The organism is Streptomyces sp. NPDC028910, assembly GCF_055564955.1.
On the sequence record NZ_JBVHVF010000010.1, the window covers coordinates 95,918 to 115,549 of the forward strand.

The following is a 19,632-nucleotide window of genomic DNA, read 5'->3' on the forward strand; positions in this document are numbered from 1 at the left end:
GGTTTTCGGATGCGCGGTGCGCTCAGCCCATCGAGCGGTAGCGGTGGATCAGGGAGACCGCCATCGCGCCCTCGCCCACGCCCGAGGCGACCCGCTTCACCGAGTGGGCGCGGACGTCGCCCGCCGCGAAGACGCCGGGGACGCTCGTCTCCAGGGGGTAGGGGGCGCGTTCCAGACTCCACTCGGCCGGGAGCTCACCGCCGTTCGAGATCAGGTCCGAGCCGGTGAGGACGAAGCCGTACTCGTCCCGCTCGACGACGCCCGCGAGCCAGCCGGTGTGCGGGCGGGCGCCGATGAAGGTGAACATGAACCGGGCCGGGATCTCGGTGTCCTTGCCCGTTTCGGAGTCGTGCAGGGTCAGTCGTTCGAGGTGCTCGTCCCCGTCCAGGCGGACCACCGACGTGTGGACCCTGACCTCGATGTTCGGGGTGCGGTCGATCTCGTCGATCAGGTAGCGGGACATGCTCGCGTCCAGGGAGGCCGCGCGGACCAGGATCGTCACGCGGGCGGCGTACTTGGCGAAGTGCACCGCCGCCTGGCCCGCGGAGTTGGCCCCGCCGACGATGAACACGTGTTGCGAGATGCAGGCCGAGCTCTCCGTGGTCGCGGCGCCGTAGTAGAGTCCCGCCCCCTCGAAGCGGTCCGCGCCGGGGGCGTCGAGACGGTTGTACGAGACGCCGGTGGCGAGCAGGACCGTCTCGGCGGAGATCTCCGTGCCGTCCGCCAGGGTCAGGATCTTCGCCGGGTCGTCCCGGGTCAGCGAGACCGCCTCCACCGGGTGCAGGATCTCGGCGCCGAACCGGGAGGCCTGGATGGTGGCCCGGCGGGTCAGGTCGCCGCCCGAGAGGCCCGAGGGGAAGCCGAGGTAGTTCTCGATCAGGCTGGAGGTGCCGGCCTGGCCGCCCGGCGCGCGGGAGTCCAGCATGAGGGTCGACAGGCCTTCGGAGGCGGAGTAGACCCCCGCCGCGAGGCCCGCGGGCCCCGCGCCGACGATGACGCACTCGTAGTGCGGGCGCGAGGCGGTGGTGGCCAGGCCCAGGCGCTGGGCGAGCTGGATGTCGGTCGGGGCGGAGAGCACCGCCCCGTCTGGGAAGCGGACGAGCGGGAGCGCCCCGTCGGGCTGGGCGGCGATCAGGGTCAGTGCCTCGGGGTCCCGCTCGACGTTGAGGAAACGGAACGGCTGGCCGTTGCGGGTGAAGAAGTCCCGGACGGCGTGGGTGCCGGGGGAGACGAGGTGGCCGGCGACGATGATCCCGTCGTACGCGGGGCGGTACGTGGCCAGCCAGTCCGACAGCAGGTCGTCCAGGACCGGGAAGAGCCGCTCGTGCGGCGGGTCCCACGGTTTGAGCAGGTAGTAGTCCAGCCGGACCCGGTTGATGGCGGTGATCGCCGCGTCGGTCTCCGCGTACGCCGTCAGCAGGACGCGGCGGGCGTCCGGGAAGCGGCTGACCGCCTCCAGCAGGAACTCGACGCCGGTGACGTCCGGCATGCGCTGGTCCACGAGGAACAGCGCCGGGTCGTGGCCGCGTTCGTCGAGGGAGTCCAGGATCTTCAGGGCGTCGGCCGCCGAGGAGGCGCCGAGCACCCGGTAGCGGTCGCCGTAGGCGCTGCGCAGGTCGCGGCGGACGGCGCGCAGTACCTGCGGGTCGTCGTCCACGGCCAGGATGACCGGCTTCTTGTTCTCCGCGCGCTCGGCGGCGGCCGCGGCCACCGACGTGGCGGCGGGAGCGGCGTGAGCGCCGGGAGTGGCGGGGGCGGCGGGGGCGGTGGAGCTCTCCGGCGCCGCGCTCATGCCGGGTCCAGCATCAGCTGGTCGGCGTAGCACCAGGCCCAGTCCTCGCCGGGCTCCTGGGAGGCCGCGATGGGGTGCTCGGTGGTGCGGTAGTGCCCGGTGGCGTGACGGTTCTTCGACGAGTCGCAGCATCCGACGTGCCCGCAGCTCAGGCACATCCGCAGGTGCACCCAGGTGTCGCCGGCGATGAGGCACTCCTCGCAGCCCACGGCGGTGGGCTTCACCGGACGTATCTGATCGATGTGTGTGCACAACAGGTCCATCGTCATCGTCCCCGTCCCTCTCCTCGTGCTCATGCTCGTTCACCAACACGGCCCGCGCGCCCGTGATTCACGGCGCGTCCAGACCATAGGACGGGGCCCCCGTAATGGTTCAGCGATTCGGCCGAAGTCAGGTAGTCCTGAAGCTACTTCATGACGTCCGCCGACGACTTCCTGAGGTGCCCACATGACCTGCCCCGCTACCTCACGAAGTCGCACACCAGCGCTTTGACGAAGGCCCTGGGCGCGGCCAGTGTGGGGGACGCCAACGACAACAGGCGGCGCCTGGAGGAATACGTGAGCAGAAAGATTCTGGTCATTGTCTCCGAACACGGTTACTGGGCCGAGGAACTGATCGGCCCCGTATCGAAGTTCGATGAGCGGGGCTACGAGGTCACATTCGCCACGCCGACCGGAAAGCGTGCACACGCTCTTCCGCCGAGCCTCGACGCGAACTACATCGACCCTCCGCTGGGACGCTCGGTCACCACCGAGGAGAACGCCCGGCTGGGGCGGGAGTTCGAGCAGTCGAGCCGACTGGACTCGCCGCTCGACATCGAGGCGTGGGTCCCCGAGCGTCCGTACACGAGCGACGAGGGCTACCTGCCCAAGCTGGAGCAGTACCACCGCGATCTGGACAAGCTCGACGCCGACATCGCCGGGTACGACGCGATCCTCATCGTCGGCGGCAGCGGCCCGATCGCCGACCTCGCCAACAACGAGCGCGTGCACGCCCTGATCCTGGCCTTCCAGAAGGCCGGCAAGGTCGTGGCGGCGGAGTGCTACGGGGTCGCCTGCCTGGCCTTCGCCCGGGACTGGAGCGACCGCAAGAGCATCATCTGGGGCAAGCACGTGACCGGCCACTGCAAGGAGTACGACTACAAGGACGGCACCGGATTCCTCGGTACCGACTTCAACATGGGGCCGCCGCCGTATCCGCTGGAGTACATCCTGCGCGACGCGACGGGACCAAGCGGCGCGTACCACGGGAATTTCGGAAAGCCGGTCTCGGTCATCGTCGACTTCCCCTTCGTCACCGGACGTTCCACCCCCGACTCGTATCTCACGGGGCAGAAGATCGTAGAAGTCCTGGAGGACGGTCTCACCCGATACGGCTGGTAATCCCGGGACCGTAGAGAAATCGGAGAATCGAGGGGGAATTCATGGAAGCCACTCCCGGACGGGAAAGGCTGATCGAGCAGTTCAAGGCCGACGGCCTGAATGTGATGTTCGGAAATCCGGGGACGGTGGAACAGGGATTCCTCGACGCGGTGGACGCGGCGGAGGACTTCCACTACGTCCTCGCCCTCCAGGAGACCGTGGCCGCCGGCATCGCCGACGGCTACGCCCGGGCGACCGGCGGCGCGGCCCTGCTCCAGCTGCACTCCGGGGTGGGTCTGGGCAACGGCATCGGCATGCTCTACCAGTCGCTGCGCGGCCACACCCCGCTCGTCGTGGTCGCCGGTGACGCCGGGGTGCGCTACGACGCCATGGACGCGCAGATGGCGTCCGATCTCGTGGCGATGGCGAAGCCGGTGACCAAGTACGCGACCCGGGTCACCGACCCTCGTTCCGTGCTCCGCACCATCCGGCGGGCCGTGAAGATCGCGCTCACCCCGCCCCGGGGGCCGGTGTTCGTGGCGCTGCCGATGGACGTGCTGGACGAGCTCAACTCCGAACCCGTCCTGCCGGCCACGGTGCCGCTCACCGACGTGGCGCCCTCGCCGGCTTCGGTGGGGCGGGCGGCCGAGCTGCTCGCCTCCGCCGAGCGGCCGGTCGTCCTCATCGGCGACGGGGTCGCGCTCTCCGGGGCGCAGAACGAGCTCGCCACCGTCGCCGAGCTGCTGGGCGCCGACGTGTACGAGGTCGACTCCTCCGAGGTCAACATCGCGGCCTCGCACCCGCTGCGCCGCGGCCAGACGGGCCACATGTTCGGCCCGCACAGCAAGGAACTGGTCGGGGACGCCGACGGGGTGCTGATCGTCGGCACCTATGTCTTCCCGGAGGTGTTCCCCGAACTGGAGAGCCCCTTCCGGGCGGGCGCGAAGGTCGTCCACATCGACCTCAACGCCTACGAGATCGCCAAGAACCACCCGGTGGACCTGGGCCTGGCCGCGGACCCCAAGCAGGCGCTGCGCGCGCTGGCCGGCGTACTGGACCGGCTGCTGACCCCGCAGCGGCGGGCCGCGGCGGCCGCCCGGCTCGACGTACGGACCCGGGAGCGGGCCCGCGAGGCGCGGGCGGCCACGGACGACGGCACGCCGATGGCCGTCTTCCTGAAGACCCTGGCCGAGCGCACCGGCGGGGACCTGATCGTCTTCGACGAGGCCCTCACGACCTCGCCGCTGGTCACGCGGTACCTGCCGGCGGAGCGCCCCGGCGACTACCACCTCACCCGGGGCGGTTCGCTCGGTGTGGGCTTCCCCGGCGCGGTCGGGGCCAAGCTGGCCCGGCCGGAGCGGCTGGTCGTCGGCTTCGCGGGCGACGGCGGGTCGATGTACACGTACCAGGCGCTGTGGACCGCGGCCCGGCACGGCATCGACGCCAAGTTCGTCGTCTGCAACAACCGCAAGTACCGGCTGCTGGACGACAACATCGCCCAGTACTGGCGGGAGCGGGACATCCCGGAGCACGGCTTCCCGGGCTCCTTCGACCTCTCGCACCCCGAGATCGACTTCGCCGGGCTGGCCCGCTCGCTCGGCGCCGGCGGAACGCGGGTGGAGAAGCCGGACGAGGCGGTCGCCGCCGTGACCCGGATGCTGTCCCACCCCGGGCCGTTCCTCGTCGACATCCAGATCTGACAGCCATCCGACGCAGTACCCAGCACGGAACAGGAGGAGACCGCATGCCCGCCGAGCGGCAGCTGACCGAGGACGCGATCCGCAGTTTCGCCGAGAAGTGGTACGTGGCGCTGGACCAGCACGTGGGGCTGGACGACGTACTCGCCCTGATCACCGAGGACCTTGAGTTCAAGGTCCCCGAGGACACCTTCCTCGGGCACGAGGGCTTCGGCCGCTGGTACGCGGCCGTCACCCACCGCTTCTTCGACGAGGTGCACACGGTCACGAAGGTGGAGCCCGTCATCGAGGGCGAGCGGGCGGTCGTCCGGGTCCTCGTCAACTGGCAGGCCAAGATCTGGGACCCGCCGGGCGCCCGCAGTCAGTGGCTGGGCTTCGACGCCGACCAGACGTGGACCGTGGTGGCCGGTCCCGACGGACCGCTGATCAAGCAGTACACCGTCAACGACCTGGCGCCGATGCCCGGTTCCGGCTCCCTCTGACCGCCGGCGAAGGAGAAGCGACGATGACCGAAGTGACACGGGAGCGGGTGCGGGCGGCCTACGCCGCCCTCGGCTCCGGCGACCGGGCGCGCATCCTGGAGTACTACTCCGAGGACCTGCGCTGGCTGGTGCCGGGCAACCACCCGCTGGCCGGCTGGTACGAGAGCCTGGACGCCTTCCTGGAGCTGATGGGGCAGACCCACAAGCTCACGGGCGGCACCTTCCGGATGGACCTCGAGGCGGTCCTGGTCGGCGAGGACTGTTCAGCGGACGTCTGCCGCAACGTCGCCCTGCGGGCCGGCGCGGCCGAGGCGAGCGCCTCCCCGTACGAGCGGATGGACTACCCGGTCTTCCACTTCATGCGGTGGCGGGACGGCCGGATCGTCGAGGGCCGCGACGGGCTCTTCGGGGACTCGGCGGCCGCCTTCAGCCAGTTCTGGGCGCCGTTCGCGCCGGACGGAACCCGCAGGGACCGATAGGGGGATGAGCGCGATGGATGGACGAGAGAGCCACACCGAAGTCCTTCGGAAGTATTACGAGTACGCCAACGCCGGGGACTGGGACCGCTGGTGCGACCTGTTCGCCGAGGACCAGGTGATGGACGAGCAGCTCGCCGGCCACATCGAGGGCCTGGACGTCCTGCGCTCGATGATGAAGGGCATGGGGACGATGTACCGGGTCTTCCGCAACGAGCCCCTGCACTTCATCGTCGACGGTGAGAAGGCCGCGGCCGTCTCGCACCTGACCGCGGTCAGCGCCTCCGGCGAGGCCATCGAGGCCGAGGTCATGAACTTCTTCCGGATCGTGGACGGGAAGATCGCCTACATGGCGAACTACCACGACACGGTCCCCTTCCAGGTGCTGAGCCAGGGCTGAGGGGGGCCGGACCCGTGAGTGCTTCCGAGACCGCAGAGTACGACTACATCGTGGTGGGATCCGGCACCGCCGGCAGTGTGCTGGCGGGCCGGCTCTCCGAGGACCCGGACGTCTCCGTCCTCGTCCTGGAGGCGGGCGGCTCCAGGATCCCGCCCGAGGTGGACGACCCGTCCTCCTGGTACAAGCTCCTCGGCGGGCCCGTGGACTGGGGCTACACCAGCACCCCGCAGCCCGGACTCGACGGCCGCCGTACGTACGAACCGCGCGGCAAGGCCCCCGGCGGCAGCAGCAACCTCTACATCATGATGCACATCCGGGGCCACGCCTCGGACTTCGACAACTGGGCTTACCAGGGCGCGGCCGGCTGGGCGTACGAGGACGTGCTCCCGTACTTCGCGCTGCTGGAGGACCAGGAGGACGCCACCGCCGCCACCACCGGCACCCGGGGCCCGCAGCGGATCACCCACGCCGGGCGGCACGGCCCCAACCCGGTCTCCCACGCCTTCATCGACGCCGCCGTCGAGCTGGGCCACGAGGAGATCGCCGACTTCAACACCGACGGGCCCCGGCGGGGCCTCTTCGGCACCGGCTGGCACCACATCGACGTGGCCGACGGCCGCCGCCAGGGCGTCCTGGCCGCCTATCTGGAGCCCGCGCTCGACCGCCCCAACCTGACCCTGCGCACCAACGCGCAGAGCACCCGGCTGCTCTTCGACGGGGACACCTGCACGGGCGTCGAGTACGCCCAGCTCCAGGCGCCCGCCGAGTTCCCCGGCCGGACCGTCCAGGACGGGCACAGCAGCGCGCCCGGGCCCGGGCTGCACACCGTACGGGCCCGCCGGGAAGTGATCGTGGCCGCGGGGGCGATCGAGTCCCCGAAGCTGCTGCTGCTCTCCGGCATCGGCCACCCCGAGCAGCTGCGCGAGCACGGCATCGCGGTCACCGCGGCGCTGCCCGGGGTCGGCGAGAACTTCCACAACCACGTCCTGACCGGGCTGATGGCCGAGGTCACCCAGGAGCTCCCGCCGCCGGCGCAGAACCTGTCGGAGAGCGCGCTGTTCCTGTCCTCGCGGCCCGGGCTGCCCGCGCCGGACCTCCAGATCGCCTTCGTCCACGTGCCCTTCGACGTGATCGTCGGCCAGGACCACCCGAACACGGTGTCCATCCTGCCCGGCGTCGTACGGCCGGTCTCGCGCGGCTGGATCAGGCTGGCGAGCGCCGACCCGCTGGCCCACCCGCTGATCAACCCGAACTACCTGGGCGACCGGTGGGACCTGGAACGGATGGTGCAGGGCGTCAAGACCGCCCGGGAGATCTTCGCGACCTCCGCGTTCTCCCCCTGGTACAAGCAGGAACTCCAGCCCGGTCCGGGCTACGTGAGCGACGACGACCTGCGGACCTTCGTGAAGCAGAAGTCGGAGAGCTACCACCACCAGGCCGGATCCTGCCGCATGGGCATCGACGACCTCTCCGTCGTCGACCCCGAGCTGCGGGTGCACGGCGTACGGAACCTGCGCGTCGTCGACGCCAGCGTGATGCCCGCCGTCCCGTCGGGCAACTGCCACACCGCCATCGCGATGATCGCCGAGCGCGCGGCGGACTTCCTGAGGGGGGTGTCCCGTGCCTGATGCCGTCCTGCGCGAGGGTGCGCTGTCCGGGACCAGGATCGCGGTCCTGGTCGAGAGCGACTACTACGAGCCGGAGATCTTCTACTACCAGCACCGGTTCGCGGAGGAGGGCGCCGAGGTCGACTTCCTGACCCGGCTGTGGGGCAACGGCTCCATCACCTTCACCGGGCACGAGTACCGGGCGCCCTTCACCGCCGACCGGTCCCTGGAGGGGCTGAGCGACGAGGAACTGCGCCGGTACGCGGCGATCATCGTGCCCTCCGGCATGGTGGCCGACCGGCTGCGCTACACCGAGGACGTGGACCAGCTGGCCCCGGCGACGGAGCTGCTGCGCCGGGCCTTCGAGGAGCCGACGGTCCTCAAGGGGATCATCTGCCACGGCATGTGGCTGGCCTCCTCCATCCCGGACAAGGTGCGCGGCCGCAAGGTGGTCTGCCACAACAACCTCATCGGTGACGTCCGCAACATGGGCGGCCAGTACGTCGACGAGGACGTGGTGGTCGACGGTGACCTGGTCACCGGCCGCACCGGCGCCCACCACCACCTCTTCGCCCGCCGGATCATCGAACTGATCGCGGCCGGGCGGGGCCGCGGAGCCGGCTGATGGCCGGGCTGCGGTGGTCGCACGTGGGTCTGAACTGCACGGACCAGAAGACCACCGAGGAGTTCTACACCCGGTACTTCGGCTTCACCCGGGCCAGGGTGGTCGACCTCGGGGAGGCCCAGATCGTGTTCCTGCGCAAGGGGGACGCGTACCTGGAGCTCTTCGCGGCCGGGGCCACCGAACCGGCCCGCACGGCGCACGACGACGGGCCGCAGGCTCCGGGCCGGATGCGCCACCTGGCCTTCCAGACCGACAGCGTGGACGCGTTCCTGGCCGAGCTGGGGGACGCGGCGGAAGTGACCCTGGGGCCGCTGGACTTCGACGACTTCATCTGCGGGTGGCGGACCGTGTGGGTCCGCGATCCCGACGGGGTCATCGTCGAGGTCAGCCAGGGATACGAGGACGACAGCACCACCTCTGTCACCGGTGAGTGACCTCTTCTCGCCACGTCCGTGCGATGCCCCGGCCGTGCCAGCCGAAGGCCGCACGGGCGAGTGAGGCGAACCGAGCCCTCAAAAAAAGGACGGTATGACATGGCGGACGCCGTGAGCTTCTCCTTCTCCGACACGATCGCCGGCTACGTCGAACGCTTCGACTCCGCGTCGCGCGTGCTGCGCCTGAAGACCTCCGACGGCCGCGGGTTCGACGTCTCGCTCGCCGGCGGTCCCAGCGCCGAGCTGGTCCGCAACCTGGACGAGCCCTACATCGACGCTTCCGGGCACATCGACGAGATGCTCTCGCCCGGCCGGTTCCTCTTCGTCTACGGAGTCCACTACCCGGAGCACGGCGGGCGTTTCGACGCCAAGCGCCTGGTGTTCCTGGGCCGCGGCGCCGAGGACTACCGTTTCGAGGAGCCCAGCTGGTGGATCAAGCAGATCGAGTCGCTGGCCGACTTCTACAAGCGGGCGCAGTTCGGTGACGGGCCCGTGGACTTCACCGAGTACCGCACCGAGATCCGGCTCGGCGGTGACAAGACCGCCAGCCACGTCCAGGAGACCGACACGATCTCCCGCCTGGTCTACGGCATGGCGTCGGCCTACCTGCTGACCGGCAAGGACGAGTACCTGGAGGTCGCCGAGCGCGGCACCGAGTACCTGCGCAAGCACATGCGGGTCGTGGACAGCGAGGAGGACGTGGTCTTCTGGTACCACGGCATCAGCGTCGACGGGGACAGCGAGCGCAAGCTCTTCACCTCGGAGTTCTCCGACGACTACGACGCGATCCCGATGTACGAGCAGATCTACGCGCTGGCCGGCCCCATCCAGACGTACCGGATCACCGGAGACGTCCGGATCAAGAACGACGCGGACGCCACGATCCGGCTGTTCGACAAGTTCTTCTTCGACCCGGAGCAGGGCGGCTACTACTCGCACATCGACCCGATCCTCTTCAGCGCCGACCACGAGTCCCTCGGCGAGAACGCCGAGCGCAAGAACTGGAACTCGGTCGGTGACCACGCGCCCGCGTACCTGATCAACCTGTACCTGGCGACCGGCGAGCAGAAGTACGCCGACTTCCTCGAGTACACCTTCGACACCATCGCGGACAAGTTCCCGGACTACAAGAACAGCCCCTTCGTCCAGGAGCGCTTCTTCCGCGACTGGTCGCACGACACCGCGCACAGCTGGCAGCAAAACCGCGCGGTGGTCGGCCACAACCTGAAGATCGCCTGGAACCTGATGCGGATGAACTCGCTGAAGGCCAAGCCGGCCTACGAGGACCTCGCCAGGAAGATCGGCGAGATCATGCCGGCGGTCGGCAGCGACGTGCAGCGCGGCGGCTGGTACGACGTGGTCGAGCGGATCAAGTCCGGCGACGAGGAGACGTATCGATTCGCCTGGCACGACCGCAAGGCCTGGTGGCAGCAGGAGCAGGCGATCCTCGCCTACCTCATCCTGAACGGCACGGTCGGCGGCGAGGCGAACCTGCGCGAGGCCCGGCAGGCGCAGGCCTTCTACAACACCTTCTTCCTCGACCACGACGAGGGCGCCGTCTACTTCAACGTGCTCGCCAGCGGTACGCCGTACCTGCTCGGCACCGAGCGGCTCAAGGGCAGCCACTCGATGTCCATGTACCACTCGGCGGAGCTCTGCTACCTCTCCGCCGTCTACAACAACCTGCTCATCAACGGCCGGGAGATGGACTTCCACTTCCAGCCCGACCCCACCGACCTGCCCGACCGCGTCCTGCGCGTCTCGCCCGACCTGCTCCCGGCCGGCTCGGTGCGGATCGCGTCCGTGGAGATCGACGAGAAGCCGTACACCGACTTCGACGCCGAGGCCCTCACCGTGCGGCTGCCCGACGTCCAGGGCCGGGTGAAGGTCAAGGTCCGGCTGCGTCCAGTGGCCAAGAAGTAGCGCTCAACGGGGGGCGCCCCAACCAGAGGGGAATGCAATGACTCTCAACCTGAAGGAACGCCGGAACAAGGCGGGCACCGTGCTCGTCGCCACCGGTGAGATCAACAGCGAGACGTCCGGAGCCCTGCTCCAGACCCTGCTGCCGCTGGTCCGCGAGGGCAAGCCGCTGCGGATCGACCTCACGGCCGTCACCTACGTCTCCAGCGCGGGCCTGCGCACGCTGCTCGTCGCCTACCGCGAGGCCCAGCACGTCGGAGTCGCCGTCACCCTCTACGGGGTGAGCGAGGAAGTCCGGTTCGTCATGTCGGCCACCGGCTTCCTCGACTTCTTCGAGAGCGGGGAGGCCGTCGCGGCGGCCGCCAAGGCCAAGGCCAAGGCCGCGCGATGACCGAGGCCCAGAGCGAGCAGGTCCTGCGCGTCGACGCGTACCCGACCCACGAGGTGGGCGGGTACCGCGTCCGCGCCGGCAAACCGTTCCCCTTCGGGGCCAATGTGGTCCCCGGCGGGATCAGCTTCTCCGTCTTCTCCGACCAGGCCACCTCCATGACCCTGGTCATCTACAAGCGCGGAGAGCCCGAGCCGATGGCCGAACTGGAGTTCCCCGAGGAATTCCGCACCGGCAGCGTCTTCGCCATGACCGTCTTCGGCCTCGACCACGAGAACATCGAGTACGGGTACCGGGCCGACGGCCCCTACGACCCGGTCTCCGGCCACCGCTTCGACGCCCGGCAGGTCCTCTCCGACCCGTACGCCCGGCTGATCGCCGGCCGCGACGTGTGGGGCGTGGAGCCGGACCGCAGCCGCGGCTACCAGTACCGCTCCCGCGTCTGCCTCCAGGACTTCGACTGGGGCGACGACACACCGCTGGGCATCCCCGCCGAGGACCTCGTCGTGTACGAGACCCACGTGCGCGGCTTCACCCGGCACCCCAACTCGCAGGTCACCGCCCCGGGCACCTTCGCGGGGCTGCGCGAGAAGATCCCGTACCTCAAGGAACTCGGGGTCAACTGCGTCGAGCTGCTCCCGGTGTTCGAGTTCGACGAGAGCGACAACCCGCGCTCCAACCCGGAGACGGGCGAGCGGCTCTTCGACTACTGGGGCTACAACACCGTCTCCTTCTTCGCGCCCAAAGCCGGCTACGCGGCCACCGGGCGGTACGGGATGCAGGGCGACGAGTTCCGCACCCTGATCAAGGACCTGCACGCGGCCGGCATCGAGGTCATTCTCGACGTCGTCTTCAACCACACCGCCGAGGGCAACGAGCAGGGCCCGACGATCTCCTTCAAGGGGCTCGACAACGCCACCTACTACATGCTCACGCCGGAGGGGTACTACTTCAACTTCAGCGGCACGGGCAACACGGTCAACTGCAACCACCCCGTCGTGCGCAACTTCGTGCTCGACTGCCTGCGCCACTGGGTCGCCGACTACCACATCGACGGCTTCCGCTTCGACCTCGCGGCCATCCTCGGCCGGGCCCTGGACGGCACGCCGCTGCCCAACCCGCCGCTGCTGGAACTTCTCGCCTACGATCCGGTCCTGCGGCACACCAAGCTCATCGCCGAGGCCTGGGACGCCGGCGGCCTCTACGAGGTCGGCAACTTCCCGGCGTACGGCCGCTGGGCGGAGTGGAACGGCAAGTACCGCGACACCGTGCGCAGCTTCCTCAAGGGCGACTCCGGGGTCATCGGCGAGCTGGCCACCCGTATCGCCGGCTCGCCCGACCTGTACTCCAGCCGCGGCACCGCGGCCTCGGTCAACTTCCTGACCGCGCACGACGGTTTCACCCTCGCCGACCTGGTCTCCTACAACGACAAGCACAACGAGGCCAACGGCGAGAACAACAACGACGGTGCCAACGACAACAACAGCTGGAACTGCGGCGTCGAGGGTCCCACCGACGACCCGGAGATCAACGCGCTGCGCACCCGGCAGATGAAGAACGCCCTGGCCATCCTCTTCACCAGCCAGGGCATCCCGATGCTGCTGGCCGGGGACGAGGTCGCCCGGACGCAGGCGGGCAACAACAACACGTACTGCCAGGACAACGAACTGTCCTGGTTCGACTGGGACCAGGTCGACGAGAACGCCGAACTGCTCCGGTTCACGCGGGAGATGATCGCCTTCCGCAAGCACCACCGCGAACTGCGCTCCACCTCCCATCCCACCGGCCAGGTCCGCGAGAACCTCGGCCTGCCGGACATCAGCTGGCACGGGGAGCGGGCCTGGCAGCCCGACTGGTCGGCCGAGAGCCGGCTGCTGGCGGTGGCCCGCTGCGGCACCGGGGACGACGACGTGGTGTACGTGGCCATGAACGCGCACTGGGAGTCGCACGACCTGGAACTGCCCGCCCTGCCGGGAGGCCGGAGCTGGCACCTGTTCGCCGACACCGGGGCCGAGGCACCGCACGACATCCGCACCCCCGGCACCGAGCAGGAGCTGGACAACGCCGGGAAGTACCTGATCGGCCCGCGCTCGGTCGTGATCCTGGTGGGCCGCACGAACGATCCCGACACGCCCTGACCGAAGGAGACCTGACATGCCGCTTTCCGTGTCCCTGAGCATCGAGGGCGACACCACCGTGATCGAGCTGACGGGCGAGCTGGACGCCAAGACCGCGCCGGACTTCCACCAGATGATCGAGAAGGCCGCCGGGCACGGCACCAGCACCGTCGAGATCAGGATGGCCGGCGTCGGCTACATGGCCAGCGCCGGACTGCGCTCCCTGGTCTTCGCCCAGCAGAAGGTCGCGAACAACGTCACCATCAAGGTGGTCGGTGCCATCGAGCCCGTGTCCCGGACCATCCGGACGGCAGGGCTCGACCGCAGCATCGTTCTCACCGATGAGTGACCACCGTGACTGACATGGTCGAACTGGCGAGGACGTCCCGCGTGCTGGAGGTGCCCGCGACGGTGGGGGCACTGGGCGACATCGCCTCGTTCGTCCTGCGGCTGGCCGGACGGGCGGGCCTGGACAAGGGCGCCGCCTACCGGCTCCGGCTGGCCGTGGACGAACTGGCCACGAACATCGTGATGCACGGGTACCGGGGCGGTGACGGACGGATCACCGTCCGGGGCCGCTCCGGCCCGGGCGGGGTGCGGATCGTCATCGAGGACTCCGCACCCCCCTTCGACCCCGTCGAAGGCCGCCTGCCCCCCTGCCCCGGGGTCCCCCCGGAGGACCGGCGGATCGGCGGCCTCGGCATCCACCTGGCGCTGACCAGCGTGGACGAGTTCAGCTACGCGCACAGGGACGGCCGCAACATCAGCACGCTGACTGTGAAGGCTGAGGAGACGGACCGATGCCCTCCACGACTGTGATCATCCTCGACGAGTACCCGCCACCGCCGCCCGAGCTGCTCGACGCCCTGCGGACGATGGACGCGTCGCTCGTCACCCGCACGCTGACGGAGCTGCGGGACGGCCCGATGGAGGACCTGCCCGTCGCGGACGTCCTGCTCGCCCCGGCCGAGTCCGACGGGGAGGCCGTACGGATGGCCGTACGGCGGCTGCGCCGCTGGGCCGGGGCACCCATCGTGGTCGTCTGGACCGTGACGGAGTTCGCCGCCCTGGAGGAACACGTCCGGATCGGGCACGACTACCTCGTACCGCCCTTCCTGCCCGCCCTCGTCGGGGCACGGCTGCACAGCTGCTCGGAGCGCGCCGGGCTCGGCCGCACCCTGCGCGAGGCCGACGCCCGCGCCGAACTCATGGGCTACGAGAAGGAGCTGGAGATCGGCCGGGAGATCCAGGCCGGCTTCCTGCCCGAATCGCTGCCCGTTCCCGCGGGCTGGGAGATCGACGTCCGGTTCCGGCCCGCCCGGCAGGTCGCCGGGGACTTCTACGACGTGTTCGAGATCTCCCGCGGCCGCCGGCTCGCGTTCGTCGTCGCCGACGTCTGCGACAAGGGGGTCGGCGCCGCGCTCTTCATGGCACTGATCCGCTCCCTGCTGCGGCACACCGCACAGAACAGCGGCCTGCAGCACCTGGTCGCCGCCGGACGCACCGGCGGCAGCCGGCGCATCCCGGTCGTCGGCGCCACCCCGCTGCTCAACGCGGTCACCGCCACCAACGGCTACCTCACCCGCAACCACCTGCGGCAGGGCTACTTCGCCACCCTGTTCTTCGGGGTGCTGGACCCGCTCACCGGCAGCCTCGTCTACATCAACGGCGGCCACAACCCGCCCCTCCTGCTGCCCGCCGACGGCAGCCCGCCCCTCGCCCTGGACACCACCGGACCGGCGGTCGGGGTCCTGCCCGACTGCGTCTACACCCTCGGCTACGCCCAGCTGAACCCGGGCGACACCCTGTTCGTGTTCACCGACGGAGTGCCCGAGGCACGCTGCCCGAACGGCAGCTTCCTCGGGGACGAACGGATGCTGGAACTGCTCGCCGGCACCCAGGTGAGCGGCAAGGACGTGGTCGACCGGATCGACCTGGCGGTGCGCGAACACACCGGCACCGCCGAACAGCACGACGACGTCACCATGCTGGCCCTGCACCGGCCACGCGCGGCGCGGGGGCCGCACGCGAACGGTGCCAGTCATAAGGTGGTGGCCTAGATGACCCGCACCATCGTGGTGCACTCGCACCGCGGTGGCACCGGGAAGTCCTCGGTCCTGGCGAACCTCGCGCTGCTCATCGCGGCCGGGGGACGCCGGGTGGGGGTGGTGGACACCGACATCCAGTCACCCACCCTCGACCTGCTGTTCCGGCTAGGACCCGGCGCCTCCCTCGCCGACTACCTGCTGGGCCGCTGCGAGATCGAGGCCACCGCCCAGCAGGTGGGCACCGGCTGCGGTCCGGGACGGCTGTACGTCGTACCGGCCCGGACCGGGACGGCCGCCCTGCGCGAGCTCATGACCAGCGGCTACGACGTGGGCCTGCTGCCGGAGGGCTTCGACCGGCTGGCCCGGCACTACGCGCTCGACGTGCTGCTGCTCGACACCCACGCCGGGCTCAACAACGAGTCGGTGACCGCCATGGCGAGCGCCGACGTACTGATGATCATGGCCAGGGCCGACCGGATCGACCTCTCCGGGGTCGAGGAGACCATCGCCCTCGCCGGGCGCCTGACCTGCCGACGGACCCTGGTGCTGAGCATGGCCCCAGAGGGCATCGACCGGGAAGCGGCCCGGCGGCGCTCCGAGGCGGTCTACGGGGCACCGCTGGCCGGGATCCTTCCGTACTCGCCGGAAATGGCGGCCCTCTACGGGGAGCGCATATTCGCAGAAGCCCATCCCGACCACCTCCTGGTCGGTGAATTCCGCACCATCATCTCGGCGTTGGACGCACGTGACGAAGTATCGCGGGCCTGACGTCACCCCCTTACGCCCCCTGCGGGGGGCGTGTTGAATCGGCAGCGAATCCAGAACAAGGAGAGAATCATGAAGATTCTCGTCGTCATGACGGCCAAGGCCACACTGCATCTCCTGGACGGCGAACAGCACCCCTCGGGATTCTGGGCCGAGGAATTCGTCGTTCCCTTCTCGCTCTTCAAGGCGGCCGGCCACGACGTGGACGTGGCGACGATCGGGGGCCGGGCGCCCACGGTCGACCAGACGAGCATCGACCCCCAGTTCCTCCAGTGGGTCCGCCCCCAGGGTTCGCCGGACGAGGACGCGGCCAACGCCGCCGAGTACGTCCGGGTCATCGAGAACACCCCCCAGCTCAGGGCGCCCCTCGCACTGGAGTCCCTCACCGAGAAGGACATCGCCGACTACGACGGCGTGTACGTCAGCGGCGGCCACGGCGCCATCGGCGACCTGCCCAAGTCCGACGAACTCGCCCAGATCCTGCGCTGGGTCATCGCCCAGGACAAGCCCCTCGCCACCGTCTGCCACGGCCACACCTCGCTGCTCGCGCTGCGCGACGGCGAAGGCCGCTGGCCGTTCGAGGGCTACCGGATGACGGCCTTCTCGCACAGCGAGGAACTGGTCACCAACATGGCCGGCCGGCTCCCGCTGATCCTGGAGATCGAGCTCACCCGGCTCGGCGCGCGCTACGAGAAGGCCGAAGCGATCTGGGACTCGCACGTGGTCGTGGACCGCAAGCTGACGACCGGCCAGAACCCGTACTCCTCCAAGGCCCTCGCCGAGACCTTCTTACGGCAGCTCACGAAGGGCTAGTACCGCCCCCGCCCCCCGCACTCGACACCGGAAGGCAGCCATGACCAAGCGTGAGCTGAGCGGCCAGCCCCTGGCCAATCCCGGGAAGCTGTTCATCGGCGGCAAATGGGTTCCGGCCCAGGACGGCCGCACCGAGCCCGACATCAGCCCCGTGGACGGACAGGAGATCGTGCCGGTGGCCCAGGCCACCGCGGCCGACGCGGACGCGGCCGTCGCCGCCGCCCGCACGGCGTACGAGGAAGGTCCGTGGAGCAGACTCTCCGCCCAGGAGCGCGCGCTGCGACTGAACCGGGTCGGTGAGCTCATCGAGCGCGACCTGGAGGAGATCGCCCTGCTGGAGACCGTGGACATGGGCAAGCCGTTCGCCTTCTCCAGCACGGTCGACGCCCCGATGGCCGCCCAGCTCATGCACTACTACGCCGGGGCCGTGACCCGCGTCGACGGCTCCTCGCGGGCCCCGGCCGGCGGACAGCTCGCCTACACCCTGCGCGAACCGCTGGGCGTGGTCTGCGCGATCACCCCGTTCAACTTCCCGCTGCTGCTGTCGATGACGAAGATCGCACCGGCGCTCGCGGCGGGGAACACGGTGGTCCACAAGCCGTCACCGGCGACCCCGCTCACCGCCCTGAAGATCGCCGAGCTCTTCCAGGAGGCGGAGATCCCGGACGGGGTGCTGAACGTGATCACCGGTCCCGGCGTGGAACTGGGGGAGACCCTCACCGACCACCCGGACATCGACAAGATCGCCTTCACCGGCTCCACCGTGGTCGGCCAGTCCATCATCCGCAAGGCGGCCGGCACCCTGAAGAAGGTGACGATGGAGCTCGGCGGCAAGTCCGCCAACATCGTCTTCGCCGACGCCGACCTCGACGCCGCCGAGGAACTCGCCTTCTTCGGCATCTACTACAACAAGGGCGAGATCTGCACCGCCGGCTCCCGCCTGCTGCTGCACCGCCCCATCCACGACGAGATGGTCGAGCGCCTGGTCCGCCGGGCCACCGCCCTCAAGCCCGGCGACCCGCGCGACCCGGCCACCCTCTTCGGGCCCCTGGCCCACCGCGGCCAGTTCGACAAGGTCAGCTCGTACATCGAGGTGGGCGAGAAGGAAGGCGCCGTGCTGCGCACCGGCGGCACCGGCTGGACCCCCGAGGGCGCCTCCAGCCAGGGCCTGTACTTCCTGCCCACCGTCTTCACCGGCGTCGACAACGGGATGCGGATCGCCCAGGAGGAGATCTTCGGCCCGGTCCTGTCGATCATCCCCTTCGACACCGAGGAGGACGCCGTACGCATCGCCAACGACAGCGCGTACGGCCTCGCCGCCGGCGTCCACACCAAGGACCTGCGGCGGGCCCACCGGGTCGCCTCGCAGATCAAGGCCGGCACGGTCTGGGTCAATTGCTACAACCAGTACGACCCCTCCGTGCCCTACGGCGGCTACAAGGCCTCCGGCTACGGCCGCGAATGCGGCCCCGAGTCGATGGAGAGCTACACCCAGACCAAGTCCGTCTGGATCGGCCTGGACTGAGACCGGCACGTACGGAGACCCCTTCCCGAGGAGCGTCAATGCGGACAGGCATCATCGGCACCGGGCGGATCGGCTCGACCCTGGCCAGGATCCTCGTGGCGGCAGGCCACCAGGTCGTCCTCGCCAACGCCCGGGGCCCGCAGACCCTCGGCCCGCTCGTGGCCGAGCTGGGACGGGCGGCCTCGGCGGCGCACCCCGCCGAGGCCGCCGGCCAGGCCGAACTCCTGGTGCTGATGGTGCCCTTCGACAGGGTGCGGGGACTGCTCCCGCCGCACGTCGTGCAGGACAAGGTGCTGGTGGACGCCACGAACGCGTTCAGCGGCCCCGGCGCGCCCGCCGACCTCGGCGGGCGCGGCTCCAGCGACCTGGTCGCCGAGTGGTATCCCGCCGCCCAGGTCGTGAAATCCCTGAACACCATGCATTTCGAAACCCTCGCCGTCGCGGGCACCGCACCCGGAGAGCGCCTGGCACATTTCACCGCGGGCGACGACGTGAAAGCGAAGGAAATCGTCGCGGGAATCATCACGGATCTGGGATTCGCGCCCGTCGACACCGGCCCGCTGCATTCCGGAGGAATTCTCCAACAGCCCGGCGGGCCCCTCTTCAACCGGCCGCTCACGGAAGCGCAGGCGCTGGCATGGATATCACACTGAACGTGAACGGAAGACCTGAGCAATTCTCGGCGCAGCCGAACGAACTGCTCGTGGAACGGCTCCGCGACGGCCTCGGACTGACCGGTACCAAGGTCGGCTGCGACACCGGCCAGTGCGGCTCCTGCGTCGTCCGGCTCGACGGCCGGTCGGTCAAGAGCTGCCTGGTCCTCACCGCCGCGGCCGCCGGCCGCGAGGTGGCCACCATCGAGGGCGTCACCACCCCCGGCGGTGAACTGTCCGGTCTCCAGGAGGCGCTGCGCCAGGAGCACGGCACCCAGTGCGGCTTCTGCACCCCCGGCATGGTCATGGCCCTCGGCGAGCTCGTCGACTCCACCGCCGACGGCGAGGCCCCCACCGAGCCCGAGATCCGCGAGTGGCTCACGGGCAACCTGTGCCGCTGCACCGGCTACCACAGCGTCGTACGGGGAGTGCAGCGCGCCTGCGCGGCCTCCCGCGCCGAGGTGCCCGCCGGTCTCTCCGCGTCCGGCACCGCCGCCGCATCCACCGCTGCCGGACAGGAGGCGTGAGG

21 protein-coding genes are annotated in these 19,632 nt (G+C 69.9%); 19 read left to right on the plus strand and 2 right to left on the minus strand.

The window, feature by feature from the left end:
• Positions 1–22: 22 nt before the first annotated feature.
• Positions 23–1,792, minus strand: coding sequence for an FAD-dependent oxidoreductase (locus ACZ4TV_RS15270; RefSeq protein ID WP_468134660.1), 1,770 nt, complete (start codon positions 1,790–1,792; stop codon positions 23–25).
• Positions 1,789–2,088: a UBP-type zinc finger domain-containing protein gene (locus ACZ4TV_RS15275; protein WP_468134662.1), complete on the minus strand. Its 300-nt coding sequence runs from the start codon at positions 2,086–2,088 to the stop codon at positions 1,789–1,791. The genes ACZ4TV_RS15270 and ACZ4TV_RS15275 overlap by 4 nt, the downstream gene beginning before the upstream one ends.
• Before the next feature lie 261 nt (positions 2,089–2,349).
• Here ACZ4TV_RS15275 and ACZ4TV_RS15280 point away from each other — a divergent pair, with 261 nt between their 5' ends.
• The 19 genes from ACZ4TV_RS15280 (at position 2,350) to ACZ4TV_RS15370 (ending at position 19,630) form a co-directional block, all read left to right on the plus strand.
• The gene (locus ACZ4TV_RS15280) at positions 2,350–3,174 is read left to right on the plus strand and encodes a type 1 glutamine amidotransferase domain-containing protein (protein WP_468134664.1); all 825 of its coding nucleotides are present in this window, start codon (positions 2,350–2,352) and stop codon (positions 3,172–3,174) included.
• 41 nt (positions 3,175–3,215) lie between these two features.
• Entirely contained in the window at positions 3,216–4,853 is a 1,638-nt protein-coding gene (locus tag ACZ4TV_RS15285) for a thiamine pyrophosphate-binding protein (RefSeq protein WP_468134666.1), read from the plus strand.
• 44 nt (positions 4,854–4,897) lie between these two features.
• Positions 4,898–5,332 (plus strand): nuclear transport factor 2 family protein, encoded by a 435-nt coding sequence (locus ACZ4TV_RS15290; protein WP_468134668.1) that lies wholly within the window; start codon positions 4,898–4,900, stop codon positions 5,330–5,332.
• 23 nt (positions 5,333–5,355) lie between these two features.
• The gene (locus tag ACZ4TV_RS15295) at positions 5,356–5,811 is read left to right on the plus strand and encodes a nuclear transport factor 2 family protein (RefSeq protein ID WP_468134676.1); all 456 of its coding nucleotides are present in this window, start codon (positions 5,356–5,358) and stop codon (positions 5,809–5,811) included.
• A 13-nt stretch (positions 5,812–5,824) separates the two neighbouring features.
• Positions 5,825–6,208, plus strand: coding sequence for a nuclear transport factor 2 family protein (locus ACZ4TV_RS15300; protein WP_468134678.1), 384 nt, complete (start codon positions 5,825–5,827; stop codon positions 6,206–6,208).
• Between the two features lie 14 nt (positions 6,209–6,222).
• A complete protein-coding gene (locus ACZ4TV_RS15305) occupies positions 6,223–7,836 on the plus strand; it encodes a GMC family oxidoreductase (protein WP_468134680.1) in 1,614 nt (537 codons plus the stop codon).
• Complete coding sequence (locus ACZ4TV_RS15310; protein ID WP_468134682.1) at positions 7,829–8,440, plus strand: DJ-1/PfpI family protein; 612 nt, start codon at positions 7,829–7,831, stop codon at positions 8,438–8,440. Before ACZ4TV_RS15305 ends, ACZ4TV_RS15310 begins: the two co-directional genes overlap by 8 nt.
• Positions 8,440–8,874 carry a VOC family protein gene (locus ACZ4TV_RS15315; protein WP_468134684.1) on the plus strand — a complete coding sequence of 145 codons (435 nt, stop codon included), beginning with the start codon at positions 8,440–8,442 and terminating at the stop codon, positions 8,872–8,874. The genes ACZ4TV_RS15310 and ACZ4TV_RS15315 overlap by 1 nt, the downstream gene beginning before the upstream one ends.
• Before the next feature lie 99 nt (positions 8,875–8,973).
• Positions 8,974–10,797, plus strand: coding sequence for an AGE family epimerase/isomerase (locus ACZ4TV_RS15320; protein WP_468134686.1), 1,824 nt, complete (start codon positions 8,974–8,976; stop codon positions 10,795–10,797).
• A gap of 37 nt (positions 10,798–10,834) precedes the next feature.
• Positions 10,835–11,185 (plus strand): STAS domain-containing protein, encoded by a 351-nt coding sequence (locus ACZ4TV_RS15325; RefSeq protein ID WP_468134688.1) that lies wholly within the window; start codon positions 10,835–10,837, stop codon positions 11,183–11,185.
• The gene (gene glgX / locus ACZ4TV_RS15330; RefSeq protein WP_468134690.1) at positions 11,182–13,320 is read left to right on the plus strand and encodes a glycogen debranching protein GlgX; all 2,139 of its coding nucleotides are present in this window, start codon (positions 11,182–11,184) and stop codon (positions 13,318–13,320) included. Before ACZ4TV_RS15325 ends, glgX begins: the two co-directional genes overlap by 4 nt.
• 16 nt (positions 13,321–13,336) lie before the next feature.
• The gene (locus tag ACZ4TV_RS15335) at positions 13,337–13,648 is read left to right on the plus strand and encodes an STAS domain-containing protein (RefSeq protein ID WP_468134692.1); all 312 of its coding nucleotides are present in this window, start codon (positions 13,337–13,339) and stop codon (positions 13,646–13,648) included.
• A gap of 14 nt (positions 13,649–13,662) precedes the next feature.
• A complete protein-coding gene (locus tag ACZ4TV_RS15340) occupies positions 13,663–14,118 on the plus strand; it encodes an ATP-binding protein (protein ID WP_468134858.1) in 456 nt (151 codons plus the stop codon).
• Positions 14,100–15,359, plus strand: coding sequence for a PP2C family protein-serine/threonine phosphatase (locus ACZ4TV_RS15345; protein ID WP_468134694.1), 1,260 nt, complete (start codon positions 14,100–14,102; stop codon positions 15,357–15,359). Before ACZ4TV_RS15340 ends, ACZ4TV_RS15345 begins: the two co-directional genes overlap by 19 nt.
• Positions 15,360–16,115, plus strand: coding sequence for a MinD/ParA family ATP-binding protein (locus ACZ4TV_RS15350; protein WP_468134696.1), 756 nt, complete (start codon positions 15,360–15,362; stop codon positions 16,113–16,115). It abuts the gene before it with no gap.
• Positions 16,116–16,184: 69 nt separating this feature from the next.
• On the plus strand, positions 16,185–16,925 hold the full coding sequence (locus ACZ4TV_RS15355; RefSeq protein ID WP_468134698.1) for a type 1 glutamine amidotransferase domain-containing protein: 741 nt from the start codon (positions 16,185–16,187) through the stop codon (positions 16,923–16,925).
• Positions 16,926–16,965: 40 nt separating this feature from the next.
• On the plus strand, positions 16,966–18,450 hold the full coding sequence (locus ACZ4TV_RS15360; RefSeq protein ID WP_468134700.1) for an aldehyde dehydrogenase family protein: 1,485 nt from the start codon (positions 16,966–16,968) through the stop codon (positions 18,448–18,450).
• Positions 18,387–19,103 (plus strand): NADPH-dependent F420 reductase, encoded by a 717-nt coding sequence (locus ACZ4TV_RS15365; RefSeq protein ID WP_468134702.1) that lies wholly within the window; start codon positions 18,387–18,389, stop codon positions 19,101–19,103. The genes ACZ4TV_RS15360 and ACZ4TV_RS15365 overlap by 64 nt, the downstream gene beginning before the upstream one ends.
• 2 nt (positions 19,104–19,105) lie before the next feature.
• Complete coding sequence (locus ACZ4TV_RS15370; RefSeq protein ID WP_468134704.1) at positions 19,106–19,630, plus strand: (2Fe-2S)-binding protein; 525 nt, start codon at positions 19,106–19,108, stop codon at positions 19,628–19,630.
• The last annotated feature ends 2 nt before the right edge of the window (positions 19,631–19,632 follow it).